Origin of the sequence: Flavonifractor hominis (assembly GCF_040095835.1) — a bacterium.
GTDB lineage: Bacteria > Bacillota > Clostridia > Oscillospirales > Oscillospiraceae > Flavonifractor > Flavonifractor hominis.
Genome location: NZ_JBBMFT010000002.1, coordinates 339,152 through 355,991, shown reverse-complemented (window position 1 = coordinate 355,991; position 16,840 = coordinate 339,152). Strand labels below are relative to the sequence as shown.

Genomic DNA, 16,840 nt, shown 5'->3' with positions numbered 1-16,840 from the left:
CTTGTCTTCAGCTGCTGACTTTTGCCGGGCTGGTTCTTTGGGTCAAACTTGCTGTTTTCTCAGGATCGGACTTCCGGGATCCGCAGCCGGGGATGCTGTGGATCCCGGAGATCCTTGAGAGGGAAGTATGCTTCAACGAGGCGGCAGTTACTTTGCCAGTTCCCCGCCAAAACGCATCAGAATCATGGCCACTTCGGCCCGAGTCGCGGTGCCTTGCGGTACAATGGTGGTTGCGGTACGCCCGGTGATCAGGCCCTCCGCATACGCCCAGCGCAGAGCCTCAACCGCCCAGTCGCTGGTGTCCCCGGCGTCAGTGAATGCCGAGAGATCACCGGCTGCGGCCGTATCGTGCTTCATGAACTTGGCGTAGCGGTAAAGCATAACAACCAGCTGCTCCCTGGTAATACTGTCAGCGCCACCGAACAGACCATTTCCGTAACCGGTGACGATACCGTTCCCATTGGCCCAGGCTACGGCGTCAGTATACCAGGTATCCGGCGCCACATCGGTGAAGGCCGGGGCTTTACCGTCTCCGGCGGGTGAGCCCGCCAGGCGGTACAGCACGGCAGCCAGCATGGCACGGCTCATCTCCCCGTCGGGGGAGAAGGCTGTTGCACTGGTGCCGTTGAACAGGCCGTTTTTATAGACGTACTGAACCGCCTCAACATACCATGCGTCCTTATCCACATCGGTGAAGGGCAGACCGGCTTCCAGAGCCGTGAAAGCCGCCTCAGCCTCTGTCAGCACGTCGTAGTTGCGAACCAGCTTCTTCTGAGTGTCGGTCAAGGCATCATATGCTTTCCGGGCCGCTTCGATCTTATCACCGCTGTCCTTGGTAACAGTTCCGATGGCATTGATGAGTTTCTCCACCGCCTGGGCCGCCTTTTGGTTATCGTCATAGCCGTGGGTTCCGGGAACTGTATGGTAGTCGCCGGTATAGAAGAAGGTGATTTTGTCGCCGTCGCTCAGGTAATACTGGTTCAGCGTCACCTCCGGCAGTGTACCGTTGACACGGTACATCCAACCACTGCCTTCGCCGTGCTCCAGTTCGGAAAGGGTAACGCCGTTGGAATCCGTCACAGCGCTGACATAGGAGCCGCTGCCCTCATAGCGATATCCCGCCTCACGCAAAGCCGCCTGCAGCGCATCCCACGCCGTCCAGTCCCGGTTGCCGCTGCCGGTAAAGGTGTACGCACTCAAATCAGCAAAGTTTTCAAAGCCGCCGCCGCTGACAGAAACCGTAGCCTGAATCTGTTCCGGCTGGGGATTCGGATTCTCTCCGCCTTTGGTTCCCTTTACTGTTACCGTCACAGAGACCGGGCGTTTATAGAACTGTTCAAACTGCGCATAGTCCGGATTGCTGCCAAATTTCTCCCAGTATTTCCCGTATACGCTGTGGGTCAGGACACTGTCCAGCGTAACCTTTGTGTCGTACTCCGGGCGGGTGACCAGGAGATTTTCGCAGGCGATGACGGTGGGGCGGCTGGAGCGGTACTCCCGCCACGGCTGGGCGTTCATGGGGTCGTAACCCGGCAGATCGTCCACTTCTGCTCCGCCGAAGGTCAGGTTGATCGCGCCGTAGATATACTGCGGCTGTCCCTGATCGCCGCTCAGAACTTCCGCAAACGGCTCCAGATTCTCTGTCACCTGGGTCTTATCCGTATTGTTTCCACGGATGCCGTTCCAGTAGGCGTTCTCCGTACAGACGCCGTCCATAAACGCCGCAGCGGCGCTGATTTCATCCTCTGTCAACGGCTGCACGGTCAGGGAAAACGTCTTCTCTCCCAGCAGGGCATTGTTGCGGCGATCCAGAATTCGCACCGTATAAGACACATCCGCGGCAGGGCTGCCGGGCAGCGGGCGGTAGACCACAGCGTGATAGCCGCTGAATTCCAGCACATCGGTGTTGCCGCTGGTCATAGTCACTTTCTGATTATAGCGATCCGGCAGGATTCCGGCGGACTCCAGCTGGCCAGGTGTGGGCATTTGCAGATCCGCGGTAACGTGGGTAGGAGTCACAGGCTTCTCTTTGTCCACAAAGTCCCGCAGCAGGGAGGGATACTTCTCCAGAGCCGCGTTGATCTGGGCGGACTGATCCACATCATTGGGTGCCACCGTAATAACGAATTTTCGAATGGCAGCGTACCAGTCCTGTACAGCGCCTTCAGCAGTTGCCTCCTGAATCATGTAGTCATCCAGGCGGTTGAACCGGGCTGTGGCGATCAGCGGGAAGGTAAACGGATCGCCACCGAACGGCGGGCGGTTGAGCGTAGCGGTATAGGATCCATCCGGGTTTGTCTGCACCGTCAGCGCATTCATGTCGGTGGACGACCACTGAATGCGCACATCGCCATAGGTATCCACATGTGTGGGGAGAATCAGGTCTTTGTCCACCTGACCGTCCACGGCGACTGTATACCACCAACCCTCGTCCTGGGTCACTGTGGCGGTATTGGTGTTTTCGCCCCGGATCTGCTCCCAGGTGATGGAGTTTACCGCACGGGAGAGATAGTCCTCCAGATAGTCATTTGCCCAACCGATGTGAACTGTCATCGATACTTGCACGGACTGGTCACCCAGCAGCAGCCGGAAGGTCACATCCCGATAGATTGCGTAGTTGATGCCCAGGCCGCCCTCATCTCTGTAATAGGTGATCGTACCATCATTGGCCAGGTAGCTGCCGGCCTGAGGCAGAACTTTGGTGCCGGGCGCAACAAACTCCACTTTTATGGCACGGGGGTCATCATCATATGTATACTGGGCCATATCCACCGGATAGTCCTTTCGGAGCAGATACTGCTCCATGGCCTGGCGGATGTTGGTGTGGCCATAAGCCTCCAGAGGCTGGATGAACGTACCGCCGGACTGGGCCTCGTCACGGATTGCCTCCAGGGTCTCCAGATCCTGCGCGCCCTGGGACCAGAGAACCAGCCGGAATTCCTTCTGCTTAGAGGCCTCTCCCTTTTTTACCTGAGCGGTCAGGGTGACTTCCAGCTTGCCGTTTTCCGGAAGGGTGAGCATACCGTCAGGCAGTGAAATACCGCCCTCCGGCGATGCCGTCCAGGTGATGGCACTGCCATGCTCGCCCTGTTTGGGCAGTGCCAGGGTGAGGGCGTTCCGGATCTGGTAAATGCCCTGGCTGTCGGCGGAGAGGGTCTTGCCGTCTGTTGTTTGCAGGTTCAGCGCCGCCAGATCCGCCGCCGCGTCCTCTTCATCGGTGCTCACCACCGGTGCACTGCCGCCCTGCCAGCTGAGGATGGGGAAGCCGCTGTTGACCCCGTCGGTATCCATATGGAAGGCGCTGCCCAGTCCGTGGGCAAAGGCGTCGGTTCGCATCTGTTCTGCGCTGGTTTTCGTGACAGCAGGTGCAGTGGACGCGGTATTGTCGGCAACGGCGGGAATGGATCCGTTGGGAAGGAAGAAGGTATTCTCCACTGTACCCTTATTGGCGCCGATCACAAGGCCGATGCCATTCTCAGGCCCGGTGACCGTGCCGGAGAAATAGGCATTTCGCAGCGTGCCGTCCGCATACAGGGTACCCACCAGACCGCCCAGGGCGGAGTTGGTGTCGCGGCCGGAATCGGCCCAGACACTTCCCGTGGCGTAGCAGTTTTCCATGACGCCGTAGGCATAGCCGGCAATGGAACCGGTATGCAGTGCGGTGTTATACGACGCGGTATTGTTTTTGAGCTCCGCCGAAACAGCGCAGCCGCGGATAACGCTGCCTTTCTGCCCCCGGCCAACGATACCACCCAGGCTGATGGAACCAAAAGCGGGGCCGCTGTTCGTGACGCTGCCCTCAAAAGCGCAGTTTTCCACAGTGCCCGAAAGCGTGCTGACAATGCCGCCCAGGTGACCGCTGCCGGTAATGCTGCCCATTACCACAAGGTTTTTGACGGTTCCGTTTGTGCCTACCGTGTCAAAGAGAGGTGCGGTGACGCCGGAGACCACATGCCCGCCGCCGTCCAGAGTTCCGGCAAATTGCTTGATGCCGGTCCAGGGCTTTCCGTTGAGATTGATGTTAGCGGTCAGCTGGCCCTTAAGGTCGGTTTCGCGCTCTGCCTGCTGGGCAAACCAGGCCAGCTCCGCCGCGCTGCCGATCTGATAGACTCCTTCCGCCTGCGTGGGCTTGGTCACAGTCGTGCCGTCCCAGCCCGCACCGGCATCCGTCAGGGTGTCCACTTCGATGGTGCGTTCCTCCGTCAGCGTAAAGCTGCCGCGGCTGGGCAGGCAGTTCGTCTTGGTGACTTCATAGGAGTAAGTCTCTCCGGCAGGCAGGGTAAACGCATTTCCCTGACGGAAGGCATCCATACTGCCGGCGGTGGGGTGCGTTACCGTAAGGGAAGCGCCCTCCGGGATCCGGAAGGTCACCTTGTAAGTCGGAAGTTTGTTCAGAGAGACGGTCACGCTGCTCTGGTCGGGAATCGAAAAGCTGCCCTGGGACGCCTCGTATCCGAACGCCGAGGCGGTATAGGTATACGCGCCCTCCGGCAGAAGATAGGTGCCGTCATTCTGGGGCGCAATGGTCTGTCCCTTGGAATCGCGCACCGTAAAGGTGCCGCCCTCCGGCAGGCCGGTATAGGTCAGCGGGTACAGAGTGGTCACACGGAAATTCTTGAGGCGAACTGTATCACTGCCTTCATTTCCACCGCTGTCCTTTTCGTATTGAAAGATCAGGGAGTCGCCGGCGGCTACGGAAACAGCGAACTGCGTCCATTCCCCGTTGCCGCTGGCAGTAACCAGCGTGTCCGTCCCATGCTTCAGTGTGAATTTGTCATAATTTGCTTCCGAAGACACCCAATAAGCAAAATCCAGCCGGGCAGCCTGGGAGAAGGTAAGGGTCATGGCAGCGGACGAACTGCTCTTTCCGGCGTTATCGGATATCAGTCCGCCATCCTGTTCCGTGTCCCGGACAAAGCCGTAGCGTGTGCCGTTCTCGGCGGTTATGGCAGGGGAAATGGCCTTAAAGTAGTCGGAAAGTGTCCACTGGCGTTCCAGCGTCACCGGGACGGTGACCGCGTTCTCCCTTACTGTAAAGGAACCGCTGGCCGGCTCACAGCCCTCGCAGCTGACCGTGTAGGTATATTCGCCGGCCGGCAGCTGATAGACATCGGCATCGTCTCCGCTGTGGGCGACCGGTTCCCCCTGGAAGAGGACACTGATCATATGCGGCGCGGAAATGTCCTCCGGACGGGTCACCTGGAACGTGACCGTCTGCCGGGCGCTGGCATCCAGCGTCACCGTCTCCGTCACGTCAGCGCCGTCCACGGTGATCTGCCCTGTCTGCTCTGCATAACCGAAGCAGGACACCGTGTAGTCATATGTGCCGTCAGCCAGCGCATAGATTACTGTTCCGCCGCTGCTGGAGGCAGGCGCGATGGCTTCCCCGCCGCCCTGGGGTGCCAGAACGATCTGGGCATTTTCCGGACTAAGGGTAAATGTCGCGGTATGCAGGGTCTCCAGCGTAAAATCTTTCAGATAGACGCAGTCGTCTCCCTTGTCGCCGCTGGAGTCCTTGACATAGGTCAGCGTGACCGTCTCACCGCCCTTTACATCCAGGGTGTGCTTCGTCCAGTTTATTTCTCCGCCGATTTTGGAACCGTTGTTGATGGCCAGACCGTCGTATACAGTCCAGGAGCCCTCGGACGACACCTTATACCAAAAGGAAAGACTGCCTTGGGCAACGGATTCGTCGATCGTAATGGTCACGGTGACCTGCGAATTGCCCTGCCCCTTGCTGTTGGAGCGGAGAACGCCGTCCTCCTCCACAAACTCCTGACCGGGCTCTCCTTGATACTTGTCGTTATGGGTGTATACCACCTGGGCTTTCCCGACCAGAGCGTTGAATACAGCGCTGGGGAAGGGCTTCTCCGACACGGTAACCTGGAATGTTGCCTTGCTTCCGCAATAGGTGACCGTAACGGTTTTCTCCCCGGCTGCCGAGGAATCAAATCCGTTGACGGTGAAGCCCTCGGAAATCTCCCGGGTGGAGCCGTCGGAGTAGCTGACTGTTACCACAAGGCCGGCAGGATTCAGCGTGTCGCCAACATAATAGTCCGTTTTGTTCGGCAGAGTTTTGACCGCAATGTCGGTGACCGTTTTCAGGGAAACCGTCTCAATTTTGCTCTCTGAAAGAGTGACACTTCCCTGCGCGCCTTCCACCTGCTCCGATGTCGGTGTCACCACGTAGTCATAGGTCTTGTCCAGGAGCAGCGTATAAGTTCCGTCTTCCCCAGCGGTTATTTCCTGGCTGTCCAGCGTCACGGTAATTGTATAATCCTCCGCGCCTTCAACCTGGAAGCGCAGGGTTCCCCACCGGTTGTTATCCAGCCCCAGTGTGATGGGATCTACCCGGATTTCCGCACTGCTGTTGGCCTGCTCTTCGGAAATGGTAAGTGCTCCGTTCTGGGATGTATAGCCCTCACAGCTGACCGTATAGTTGTAGCTGCCGGCGGCCAGGGCCGCGATTCGCGTCTCCCCCTGGCTGGAGGAGTACACGACGCTGTCGCTGCTGCGGATGGTCAGCTCAGCATTGGACGGCGCGATGGTAAACACAGCGGAAGCGGTCGAGATCTGCCAGGACAGGACCGGATAGTCCCCGGTCTTTACCCGGAAGCCCTCGCCCAACACGGCGGCAAAGTCCGCACCCTTCATCTCCTCCGATGTTTTAGCGGCAACCGTCTGGTCATTACCATTGATACCGATGGTACAGCTGCTATCCAGATAATAGCAGTTTTCCGATGTGGAATTGTACATCCATCCGGCAATGGCACCAAAATTGGTAGCCTTTTCCTGCACGGTAATGGCGCCGGTGCTATAACAGTTGTTCAGGCTGCTGCCGCGACCGTAATCATCTCCTGCGTAGCCGACGATACCGCCCAGGTTTGCACCGGAACGGTTCCGTTGACTGGAAATCTCACCCTGGTTATAGCAGTTGGTAATGGCAGTGGCCTTGGTTTGACCGGCAATGCCGCCAGCGTACTGGTCAGTTCCGCTGAGCGCCACACTTCCGGTATTGCCGCAGCCGGTGATACTGCCGCCGGTACACTGTCCTGCGATGCCGCCCGCATACTTGCTGCCGGCGGTGATGGACGCCGTATTCAAACAGTTTTCAATCGTACCGGAGCTGAGGCCCGCGATGCCGCCCACCTGACTGGTACCGCTGACCGAACCGTCAGTAATGACATTGCGGACGGTCGCGCCGGAGGACAGCTCAGAAAAGAGCCCCAGCTTGCTGTCGCCGGAGATGGCGAGGGTCACCTTGTGCCCTCCGCCGTCAAAGCTGCCGCTGAAGGCCTGACCATAGGGGGCGGACACTGTAATGTCACTTGTCAAAATATAATCCCCACCCGGCTCCATGGCGGCAAACTCACCGACGCTGGACACCGGCTGCGCCGTACCGGAGGCCAGTGCCGTTGACGGCAGAAGTCCAAGGGTCAGGCACAGCACCAGAAAAAACGAAAGAATCCTTTTTTTCACAAAGCTCCACTCCTTCAAACCATTTTTATAAAAACTGTTTTCAAAAAACAGGGCTTTTGGAACGGGGCCGTACCTGACAAAAAAGGAGCGGACAATTCTGTCCGCTCCTGTGTCGTCACTGCGTGAAAGCGACAGCACAAACGTGCTGCCGCATAAGGCATTTTTTGTCAGAGCAGCCCCGGAGATCCGGGGGTAAGCTCTTAGTAGGTCTTCTGACTGATGTGTCCAGGCGGAGCTATGCCCGCCAACGCAAATCCGCCGCCTTCCCAGCTAAGCCATTACAGCCGCCAGTGACCTGCTTTCGCAGAAAACGGATTTGCTCCACAATCACAGCTATAGAATCGCCCCTTTGCCGCCGTTTTCACGGACGGGTCACGGACGAAACATGTCCAGGATTCTCACCTGATTCCCTTGTTCAGAAACAAGGATGCGTGTCCAGCTCATAAGAGCCGGGTCGCGCATTTGCCACAAAAGCCGGATTTCATATTTAATTTTCCTTGTTGCTTTTGCATTATAGCACAAGCCGTATCAAAATGCTATTCTGTTTTTGCTATTTTTTAAATTTCTTCAGAAAGGAGCCCTTGGAGCCCTGTTTCTAAACAAATTAAAGAGCATTTGACAACCTGCACAAGGCGTGCTATGCTATATTTAAATCCATTCTTGGTTCCAGGCCCGGCGTTTGCCGCCGGTTTGAAAATTTCATATCACTGTATCTATTGCATGGTGTGGCTGTTTGCTGTAACGATCCTGCCGACAAGGATCAGGCAGCAGCTAAAACGAATGGGATATCCAAGTCCCGCGCGACCGGCACTGTGTACGTGAGGCCATTCCGAAGCGGCGTATGCCGTCTGGACGAAAGTCCGCCATTGCGGGGGAAGACCCTGTGAGAAGGTAGGAAATGGACGCAGAGAGCCAAGCTCTCATAACGTAAGTCAGGAGACTTGCACCATGGCAGGATGCAGGGGGAAACAGCGGGCGTGTCCTCCGTTGTGTACGTTGCTTTGCTCGCTGGCCTTCTTGTTAGGGCCAGCGTGTTTTTGTCAGAAGGAGGTGCCGCCCGGGCACCTCCTTTTTCTGTTTCACCGCCGGTCAGTATATCATGAGTGATGTATCAGTCAGTAAAATGAAAGGAGAAGCGGTATGGAATCATCGACGTCCGAAAAGCACTTTCAGTTCTTTTCCAACAGCAAATGCGAATACTTCCCCTGCCATTCCACCAATGACCCGGAAAACTTTAACTGCCTGTTCTGCTACTGCCCGCTGTATGCACTGGGAGATAAATGCGGCGGAAACTTCACCTATATTGCCGGGGGGATTAAGGATTGCAGCGGCTGCTTGATTCCCCATCGCAGGGAGGGCTATGACTATATCATCGGCAAGTATGGCGAGATCAAAAAACTGGCGCAAAAAACCAACTGACAGGAGGCAAGCGTTATGATAAGTCGAACCTGGTTTGAAAATCCGGATCATGTGGTATACGCCGTAAAGGATGAGGTAATCCCCCGGCTCTCCCGGGAGCTGGGAATCAGCGATCTGGCCCAGCGGATTGAGGATTTCAGCAAGGCTCCCACTCAGGAGGGGGAAAACATCAAGGGTCTCAAACGCACCACTCTGAAGCTGATGGTTCCTAACCTGGTTTTCGGGGAGCCCATCGAAATGGGAGAAAATGTATGGATCTATATGGGCGAGCTCTGTCCGGCCTATTGTCTGTACACGCCCTGGGAAAAATAGAAAAAGCACATGGCCTGTACCCGACGCAGGGACAGGCCATGTGCTTTTCTGCATGTCCGAATACCGTTAAGATACCTGCTCCCAACGCTTGAGGGAGGCCATCATATATGAGGCTACGTCCATATCATAAACCTCATGGAGAAACTCTCTTGTTAGAAGCATATTGGCAGGCCCCATCCCTGCCACAGAACCATTTTTCAAAAACAAAAGCTGCTCGGAGAGCATCAGGGAGAGGTTGATGTCGTGGAGTACGCCGATGACAGTCCGTCCTTTTTCCTGAGACCAGTTTTTAAGATAGCTCACCAGCTCTGTCTGATGCTTCAGATCCAGGTGGTTGGTGGGTTCATCCAGTAAAATGATCTCCGGTTCCTGGGCCAGCGTCCGGGCCAAAAATACCCGCTGAAGCTGGCCGCCCGACAGCTCGGAGATCTGACGTTCCCGCAGCGGCTCCAACCCGGTGGCCCGCAGATACTGCTCCACACACTGCTTGTCCTCTCTGGACGGGGATGCAAAAAGTCCCCGGCGCAGCTTCTGGTACCGGCCCATCATCACGGTTTCATAGACCGAAAAGGAAAAATAGACGGTGCTCATTTGGCTCATCATGGCTATGTGAGACGCAATCTCCGGCCGGCGCATGGCGGCCACCGGTTTTCCATCCAGGGTCAGTTCCCCGCGGCTGTCCAGAAGACCGGAGATGGTACGCAGCAATGTGCTTTTCCCGCAGCCGTTTGGCCCCAGAATGCACAGATTTTGTCCCAGAGGCAGATCAAAGGTAATCTCGTGCAGAATATCTCCGTTTCCATATCCGGCACAAATATTTTTCAGATGCAGCATACAAACTCCACCTCATTTCAGCTTTCTGCCGCGGAAGAACACCAGTGCGAAGAAGGGAGCGCCTACCAGTGCCGTCACGGCTCCCACAGGAATAATCGTGGGCGCCATCACCGTGCGGGAAACCAACTCCGCCAACATCAGAAATGTGCCGCCGAACAAGGCGGACAAGGGCAGCACCAGACGGTGGGAGGAACCGAAGATCCGCCGCACAACATGGGGCGCGATCAGATCCACAAAGCCAATAACACCCACCAGCGACACTGCCGTGCCGGTCAGCAGGGCGGCAATGCCGATCAAAAGGAGCTTGATCCGCTTAAGATCCACGCCGATGGACATGGCCTGCTCCTCTCCAAAGCTCATGATATCCATCTCCGGAGTAAAGCGCTGCAATACCAGCATGGAGAGGACCAGAACCGGGAACATCACTGCCACATGGGACCAGTTCCGGCCGGTGAAGCCGCCCATCTGCCAGAAGACCATCTGCTGCAGGTGCTCCCGGGACAGGGCGGTGATCAGTGTCAGAATGGCGTTGACAAAGAGAGAGAACACCATACCCACCAGGATGACCGTCTGATTCTCCATCTTGCCGTCCAGCCGGGCGGCAAAGGCCAGGGCCAGAAACACCGTGGCCAGCCCCCCGGCAAAGCCCGCTGCTGGCAGGGTGAACAGGCTCCCCAGAAGCGGGAACGTAACGCCGGTGACCATCACCAGAGCTGCGCAGAGGCTGGCGCCGGAGGAAACGCCCAGAGTATAGGAGGACGCAAGCGGATTTTTCAAAATGGACTGCATGACTGTACCGCTGGCGGACAGAGCCGCGCCGGTAAGGAAAGCCAGCACCGCCCTCGGAAAGCGCATCTCCCATACGATGGCGCTCAGATTTGGGTCAACGGTTCCGGAGCCGCCGGACAGCTTGGCCATCAAAATCTCTGCCACCTGCCCGGGAGAGAGATTCACAGAGCCGACGGCGATACTGCCCACCAGAATGAGCAGGGCCGCGGCAACGGCAAGGAGTATCTTGACGATCCGCTTCATGCCGCAGCTTCCCCGGCAAAGGGATTTTCAATCTCTGCGTATGCCTCGGGATAGATCATCTTGGCCATCTGCTTCATGCCGTCGATCACATGAAGATTGGGAAGGGATACCGCATTCGTGTTGACCAGATACACGTCCCCGTTGGCCACGGCGGTAACATGCTCCCAGCCGGTTCGCCCCAGGATTTCTGCTACGGGATCTTCCACGTAGTCCACCATGGTCAGAATAACGTCCGGATTCAGGGTGATCACCGATTCCTCTGTCACGGCGACGAACCCTTCCTGATCGGCAAAAATATTCTCCGCGCCGATGACCGTAAGCATCTCCTGCATGAAGGTGCCGCTGCCGGCGGTGTAGATGTCGGGCGCGCATGCGATTTCCACCACCACACGCTTTCTGTCCTGAATGCCTGCTCCGATGTCAGACAGCTGATCCAGTTCCTCCTGGAACTGCGCAATCAGGCTCTCGCATGTTTCCTGAGCACCCACGCAGGCAGCAATAAACCGGGTGTCCTCCAGCATAGTTTCGATGCTGGAGGCGGAGGGGATATCCGCTACGCAGACGCTGATATCCCGCAGAGGCTTGAAGGGATCGGCGCCGGAGGAGGCACTCATACCGGTGGTGAAGATCAGATCTGCACCAAGGACAGCCATTTGCTCCGTGTCCGGCTCCATCATGTCAAAGGTGGGCAGATCCTCCAGGCCAAAGTACATGGCGGAATAGGTATCCACGGCGATGAGCTTGTCCTTCATGCCGAGGTCCAGAAGCGTCTGGGTAGCAGAGGGGGCCATGGAGATGATGCTGTCTACCTGATCCGGCAGGGTAATAGGGTTGCCGCTGCGGTCGGTGTCCGGACGGTTAACCGATGTATTTTGCGTTTGCTGCGGTGTGGTGTTTGCATCCGCGTTTTCCGTCGGGGCACACCCGGCCAGGGCCGCCAGAAGCAGCACAGCCAGCGCGAACAGGAGCACGTTTCGCATTTTCATTTCCAACAGTTCCTTTCGTCTTTTCCTGTTTATTGTTATCTGTTATAATCCACTCAGAACATCTCGGAGAATCCCGGAGGATGATGTATGGAACGTATTTTTGAGCTGTGCAACGGCGACCGCCTGGCCTGCACGGAACAGGCTGCTGTCTTTCGGTTTTCCGGCCCCCGCATGGTGCTGTCCACAGGGGCCAACGGCGGCGGCATGCGGGACGATCTGACCGCCGCTTTTAACTACTGTGATTGCGGCATGGCCGGTGTCTGTCAGCCTATGCAGGGAAATAATCTGCGGGAACACCAGCGCACGGTGGCCAGACGTCTGGGATTGGATCCGGATCACACCACCGGCCTGGATACGGCGGCAAATCTGGACAACATGGTGGTCATCACCAAACGCTGGGAGGATCTGCAAATTACGGCCGCAGTATCCGGCGGCGCCGATGTTAACGCGCTCTGCGCCGGTGATCCGGCATTTCTGACAGAGGTGGACGGCGCACCCACCTCTGTGCCGCCCGGAACCATCAATATCTTTCTGATTACAGATCGGCCTCTTGCCCCCGGCGCCATGGCGGAGCTGATACTCACAGCCACCGAGGCCAAAACCGCTGTGCTTCGGGATCTGATGCAAGGAAGCAGCGTATCACAAGAGCTTGCCACCGGAACCGGGACAGACGGCATAGTCATCATTTGCGGAACCGGACAGGAAGGAATGCTGCTGAACGCAGGCAAACATTTTAAATTTGGAGAACTGGCGGCGCTGGCCGTCCGGGAGGCCGTCACGGAGGCGCTGTTTCGACAAACAGGCTTTTGTGCGCAGGAGCAGCATACCGTACTCAAGAGGTTGCATCGCTTTGGGATCACTGCGGACACGCTGTCCGCTCATTGCCTGGCCCGGCGACCGGGGCAAGATACCGCAATTGCCCGAACCATAAAAAAACTGGATCAGGACGCATTCCTGGTTGGAGTTGTGGTGCTCTATGTGCATTTGGAAGATCAGCGCCGTGCTGGAATGCTGACTGAGCTGGAGGCCGGAGATTGGGGAGAGCATCTGCTGCGCCAGATTCAACGGCACTATCGCTGTGATTTATCTCTGCTTCAGGAAGCTGCACTCATGGATAAACTGGAGCATTTTCTCTGTCAGCTGCTCATGTCCAACTTGCTGGAGCAAGAACGGCTGTATCCCGATCAGGCGCCCATTTGATCCAAAAATAAAAAGCGGCAGCAAATGCTACCGCTTTTCCAGACAGCACGGGTGTTGTTTCGCAAAGAAATAACACCCGTTATTTTGTAGGTCTTCTGACTCGCATATCTCGATGCGGACAACCGCATCTGCGCATCTGGTTCGCCTTCCCAGTCAGGCCATTACAGCCTGCCAGTGACCTGCTTTCGCAGAAAAAACAGACACTCTATGCTCACAGCTACAGAATCCGAGACTACATCCGGTTCCCGGAAACGTGTTTGGGAGTTTCACCCAATTCCCTTGTTCAGCGGAACGTCCCGGCGTGTCTTCTGAAGAGGAACGCGCCGGTGCCACAAAAGTCGGAGCACTATATTCGTTTGGTTACCATTATAAAGAGTATTTGCAGTAAGTCAATTGTAAACTCTCGGCGCATTAGGGCTGCGCTGTCCGCCACTACCTTACATTACATTGAATAGCTGAATTTTTTATCATGCTGTTAACAAAGATGTTCTGTACATATGACCGCCAGCACAATCTGTCTGGCCCGGCGGAGCTTCCAGGCAAAGCTATTCCGGTACCGATCCCGAAGGTGTTTCAGTGCCTGATCCCTGGCTTTTTCCACACCGGACTCCTTCACGCGGTTTCGCATGGCGATTTCCCGCAGATCTGACTTAGGAAAACCGTACACACCGAAACACCGTCCCAAAATCTCCTGATCCCTTTTGGAAAGCTGCATAAACTCTTCCCGCAGGCATTTCATGGTCATTGCGCGGATCACAGCATCCTCCGCAGAGTATGAAAGGTGGTTGATGGTAAGCCGCTCGTAAATATCGCCGTCATCATCCGGGCCTTGTAGATCATAGACAGAGAAGAAATGTGTGGGGTAGGCAACTGCCCTGGCAGCCGCACGGAAAGAGATTCCAAGGGACATACAGATCTCGCTAAGTTCTTTCCCTTCCTGATAGTAAAGGCGTTGCGTCTTTCGCACTAGCCCCATGCTGTCCCGATCCAGGGCAAGTGTCCCCATACTACATTCCAGATGCCGCCGCATGGCTCCGTCCAGAAACGGGGTGATGTAAGTGGTAAACCGGCCCTTCTCCGTGTCATAACTGCCGGTGCGGATACACTCCACCAGCGCCAACATTCCCACGCTCTCCAGTTCGGAGAGCGTTTCTTTTGCGTAATCGCCCAGACTACCGTATTGAGTTTGACGCAGGCAGTGATACTGGCGGGCAATCAACCAGGCACGCTCCTTAACCAGTCCTGTGTTCATCAGACACAGTGTGGTCAAAGCTGCCTCATCGCCGTTGGCCATCTGCTCCAACAATTCCTCGTTGGTCATGCATCGTCACCGTCCTCCACCTTGCGGGGACGTCCCCGAGGCTTGGCCTGACGGGATATGCCGTAAAGTGGATAAAGGCGCTCGGAGGAGATTGATTGCTTGAAGTCCTCATTGGAGATGTCGGGGCTGCTCAGTGCGTCAAACAGCTCGTCCCGCACAGCGTCCTTCAGGCGGCGCATCTCTTCCTCTGTAATGGCTCCCCGCTGATAGTCTTTTCGGATGCGGTTAAAAGCGGTAATTTTGGCCTTGATTTTCGGCACATCCCGTGCCAGTTCTTTTTGGATCTCATAGCTACCATACTGCCGGCAGGTGAAGCGCTCGTCCAACGGGCAACGCCCCTCACAGTAGAGGACATGGACACCGCTGTGGACCAGAAAGTATTTCTTGCAGACAATACAGCGGCGGATGTTATGTCCGGCGTTCAGCGCTGTCATGAAGTCGGCCTTCAGCAGCATCTGCAAACTGTCCGTTGTGTGCTCCTGGGCGATGGCGAAGGTTCCGTCCGGGAATTCTCTGGGCAGATAGCTTACCACACAGGGGTCGTACTTCTGATAGAAGGGCCGATCCGGGCCAATGGGGTTCGCGATCAGCTTCTCCACCAGCCGCTCGTCATTGTAAAGCTGATACAGCGCGGCGGCGTACGCCTCCGGAGAGTTCCGTTTCAATTTGGAGAGAAGAAAGTTGATAAAGTTATGGATCGTAGGATTGAACACGATAACATCATCGATGTATCGCTGATAGCGGGCCATCTGCAGTTTGTAGTACCGCCACTTGTCCTCCCTACCACCATTCACAATGAGGAGAAATGGTGGTGTCCGGTGTTCCTCTTCCTCCTTCTGGTACAGATCAAGACATCGTTCCACAGTGCAGTCCTGCTCATCCATCTCCTCGTCAGTGAACAAAGAATAGCTCTCTGTATACTGCTGGGTCTCGTTGAGAAACTGGTCATCCTCCTTCAGTAAAATCTGAAATACACGATACCGCATCAACTGACTGCGCAGCTCGATAAACTGATTGTTCAGTTCCCACCATACGCCGCGCTCCAATGTGTCCTCGTACTGCCTGGCCAACTCCTTCATGCGGTTTAAAGGCGTTGAATGGGCCGGTAGTCCTGGGGAGTAAAGTTCAATATGTCTGCGGTCAGCTCGCCGGCCGCAAAAATTTCACCGCCGTACTCTATGGTGCTGCCATGGGTGTAAAATACAATCTCTCCATGCATATAAACTTTGCCCCCTCTAAAATTGTCCCACCTGGAAAATAAATTGTCCCGCCTTTTTCTCAGTCTATCAAAATCTCCGACACAATACAAGCAGAAGGACATCAGTACCGCCGCTGGTGTCCTTACTTTTTTGTAAAGGAGAATTTGAAATGAAAGAATCTGTCTACAAAACCTACGATGAGCTACCGCTCTTTCTCAATGCAAATCTGGTAGCGCAGGTGCTGGGCGTGTCGCCATCCAGCGGATACGAGCTCATGCACGAACCAGGCTTCCCGGTACTGCGTGTAGGCAGCCGCATGGTGGTGCCCAAGGAACAATTCATCCGATGGGTCACGGAGCACACGGAGGGAGGTGATCGCGGATGAACCGGTGTCGTTTCTCAATTCCCAATGACATCTGGAAATGGAATCTCAAGCCGCAAGGATTTGCTGTCCTTGTTTATCTCCACTATCTCCATGTGCATTGCAAAAATTATATTGCTCCAAGTGCAGAGGAGATTGCATTCCGTTTGCACATGAGCAAAGACATGGCTGCGGAACAGATCCTTGCACTGAACCATCGTGGGCTGCTGGATCAAAACAGGATTCCGTTACTCAAGATCACCAGCAAGTATTTTTTCTCTCTGCCCAATGAACTGCTCTTCCTGAACATTGGTCACGGTGCCATCACAGTCTACGCCTATCTGCTCTACTGTGAAGACCGCCGCACCCATCAGTGTCATCCCAGCTACCGCACGATCTCGGGTGCGGTACATCTTACTGTGTCCACGGTGATGAAGCACATCGCAAAGTTGGTGGACAGGCAGTTCATCTCAGCTGAAAACACAACCTATATTGACAAGCACGGCATGAAGTGGAACGGCAATAACCTCTACACTGTCCTGCCGATACAGAGGGCAATGGATCATTGCTATCAACAGCAGATGCTTCGCCTGGAGGCGTGAAACACCCGTGTGCCCCGCTGTGAAGCGTTGTGTGCCCTCCTCCTGGGCAGAGCAGAGCCCCTGCCCCACCTGGGGTTTTGAGGGCGGATTAGGCC

The 16,840-nt window shown here is 55.9% G+C and carries 12 protein-coding genes and 2 riboswitches; of the genes, 5 read left to right on the top strand and 7 right to left on the bottom strand.

What is annotated here, in order from left to right; all coding sequences use genetic code 11:
* Positions 1–147: 147 nt before the first annotated feature.
* Positions 148–7,479 carry an S-layer homology domain-containing protein gene (locus tag WMO45_RS05915; RefSeq protein WP_349139621.1) on the bottom strand — a complete coding sequence of 2,444 codons (7,332 nt, stop codon included), beginning with the start codon at positions 7,477–7,479 and terminating at the stop codon, positions 148–150.
* Positions 7,480–7,667: 188 nt separating this feature from the next.
* A riboswitch (cobalamin riboswitch) is annotated at positions 7,668–7,928 on the bottom strand.
* Positions 7,929–8,619: 691 nt separating this feature from the next.
* Between WMO45_RS05915 and WMO45_RS05910 the strand changes: the two genes are divergently transcribed.
* Together WMO45_RS05910 and WMO45_RS05905 are read left to right on the top strand one after the other, a co-directional pair.
* Positions 8,620–8,898 (top strand): cysteine-rich small domain-containing protein, encoded by a 279-nt coding sequence (locus WMO45_RS05910; RefSeq protein WP_130870201.1) that lies wholly within the window; start codon positions 8,620–8,622, stop codon positions 8,896–8,898.
* Positions 8,899–8,913: 15 nt separating this feature from the next.
* Positions 8,914–9,210 carry a hypothetical protein gene (locus WMO45_RS05905; RefSeq protein WP_130870202.1) on the top strand — a complete coding sequence of 99 codons (297 nt, stop codon included), beginning with the start codon at positions 8,914–8,916 and terminating at the stop codon, positions 9,208–9,210.
* 66 nt (positions 9,211–9,276) lie between these two features.
* Here WMO45_RS05905 and WMO45_RS05900 read toward each other — a convergent pair whose 3' ends face one another.
* Genes WMO45_RS05900 through WMO45_RS05890 form a run of 3 tightly spaced genes read right to left on the bottom strand, consistent with a single transcriptional unit; the run spans position 9,277 to position 12,062 of the window.
* Positions 9,277–10,044 carry an ABC transporter ATP-binding protein gene (locus WMO45_RS05900; RefSeq protein WP_349139620.1) on the bottom strand — a complete coding sequence of 256 codons (768 nt, stop codon included), beginning with the start codon at positions 10,042–10,044 and terminating at the stop codon, positions 9,277–9,279.
* A gap of 12 nt (positions 10,045–10,056) precedes the next feature.
* Positions 10,057–11,076 carry a FecCD family ABC transporter permease gene (locus WMO45_RS05895; RefSeq protein ID WP_349139619.1) on the bottom strand — a complete coding sequence of 340 codons (1,020 nt, stop codon included), beginning with the start codon at positions 11,074–11,076 and terminating at the stop codon, positions 10,057–10,059.
* A complete protein-coding gene (locus WMO45_RS05890; protein WP_349139618.1) occupies positions 11,073–12,062 on the bottom strand; it encodes an ABC transporter substrate-binding protein in 990 nt (329 codons plus the stop codon). Before WMO45_RS05890 ends, WMO45_RS05895 begins: the two co-directional genes overlap by 4 nt.
* An 87-nt stretch (positions 12,063–12,149) precedes the next feature.
* Here WMO45_RS05890 and WMO45_RS05885 point away from each other — a divergent pair, with 87 nt between their 5' ends.
* The gene (locus WMO45_RS05885) at positions 12,150–13,262 is read left to right on the top strand and encodes an adenosylcobinamide amidohydrolase (protein WP_349139617.1); all 1,113 of its coding nucleotides are present in this window, start codon (positions 12,150–12,152) and stop codon (positions 13,260–13,262) included.
* An 88-nt stretch (positions 13,263–13,350) separates the two neighbouring features.
* Positions 13,351–13,542: riboswitch (cobalamin riboswitch) on the bottom strand.
* A gap of 195 nt (positions 13,543–13,737) precedes the next feature.
* Here the strand turns inward: WMO45_RS05885 and WMO45_RS05880 are convergent.
* Genes WMO45_RS05880 through WMO45_RS05870 form a run of 3 tightly spaced genes read right to left on the bottom strand, consistent with a single transcriptional unit; the run spans position 13,738 to position 15,802 of the window.
* Positions 13,738–14,583 (bottom strand): sigma-70 family RNA polymerase sigma factor, encoded by an 846-nt coding sequence (locus WMO45_RS05880; protein ID WP_349139616.1) that lies wholly within the window; start codon positions 14,581–14,583, stop codon positions 13,738–13,740.
* A complete protein-coding gene (locus tag WMO45_RS05875) occupies positions 14,580–15,629 on the bottom strand; it encodes a DUF6076 domain-containing protein (RefSeq protein ID WP_349139615.1) in 1,050 nt (349 codons plus the stop codon). Before WMO45_RS05875 ends, WMO45_RS05880 begins: the two co-directional genes overlap by 4 nt.
* 38 nt (positions 15,630–15,667) lie before the next feature.
* Positions 15,668–15,802 carry a hypothetical protein gene (locus tag WMO45_RS05870; RefSeq protein ID WP_349139614.1) on the bottom strand — a complete coding sequence of 45 codons (135 nt, stop codon included), beginning with the start codon at positions 15,800–15,802 and terminating at the stop codon, positions 15,668–15,670.
* Positions 15,803–15,951: 149 nt separating this feature from the next.
* On the opposite strand from WMO45_RS05870, the gene WMO45_RS05865 reads away from it, so the two are divergent.
* A complete protein-coding gene (locus tag WMO45_RS05865) occupies positions 15,952–16,167 on the top strand; it encodes a helix-turn-helix transcriptional regulator (protein ID WP_349139613.1) in 216 nt (71 codons plus the stop codon).
* A gap of 149 nt (positions 16,168–16,316) precedes the next feature.
* Complete coding sequence (locus WMO45_RS05860; RefSeq protein ID WP_349139642.1) at positions 16,317–16,745, top strand: helix-turn-helix domain-containing protein; 429 nt, start codon at positions 16,317–16,319, stop codon at positions 16,743–16,745.
* Positions 16,746–16,840 lie beyond the last annotated feature (95 nt).

Excerpts from the sequence above, each read along its gene's own strand:
- WMO45_RS05880 (WP_349139616.1), bottom strand. The coding sequence starts at position 14,583 with ATGACCAACGAGGAATTGTTGGAGCAGATGGCCAACGGCGATGAGGCA.
- WMO45_RS05910 (WP_130870201.1), top strand. The coding sequence starts at position 8,620 with ATGGAATCATCGACGTCCGAAAAGCACTTTCAGTTCTTTTCCAACAGC.
- WMO45_RS05885 (WP_349139617.1), top strand. The coding sequence starts at position 12,150 with ATGGAACGTATTTTTGAGCTGTGCAACGGCGACCGCCTGGCCTGCACG.
- WMO45_RS05895 (WP_349139619.1), bottom strand. The coding sequence starts at position 11,076 with ATGAAGCGGATCGTCAAGATACTCCTTGCCGTTGCCGCGGCCCTGCTC.
- WMO45_RS05900 (WP_349139620.1), bottom strand. The coding sequence starts at position 10,044 with ATGCTGCATCTGAAAAATATTTGTGCCGGATATGGAAACGGAGATATT.
- WMO45_RS05870 (WP_349139614.1), bottom strand. The coding sequence starts at position 15,802 with ATGCATGGAGAGATTGTATTTTACACCCATGGCAGCACCATAGAGTAC.
- WMO45_RS05890 (WP_349139618.1), bottom strand. The coding sequence starts at position 12,062 with ATGAAAATGCGAAACGTGCTCCTGTTCGCGCTGGCTGTGCTGCTTCTG.
- WMO45_RS05860 (WP_349139642.1), top strand. The coding sequence starts at position 16,317 with ATGAGCAAAGACATGGCTGCGGAACAGATCCTTGCACTGAACCATCGT.
- WMO45_RS05905 (WP_130870202.1), top strand. The coding sequence starts at position 8,914 with ATGATAAGTCGAACCTGGTTTGAAAATCCGGATCATGTGGTATACGCC.
- WMO45_RS05865 (WP_349139613.1), top strand. The coding sequence starts at position 15,952 with ATGAAAGAATCTGTCTACAAAACCTACGATGAGCTACCGCTCTTTCTC.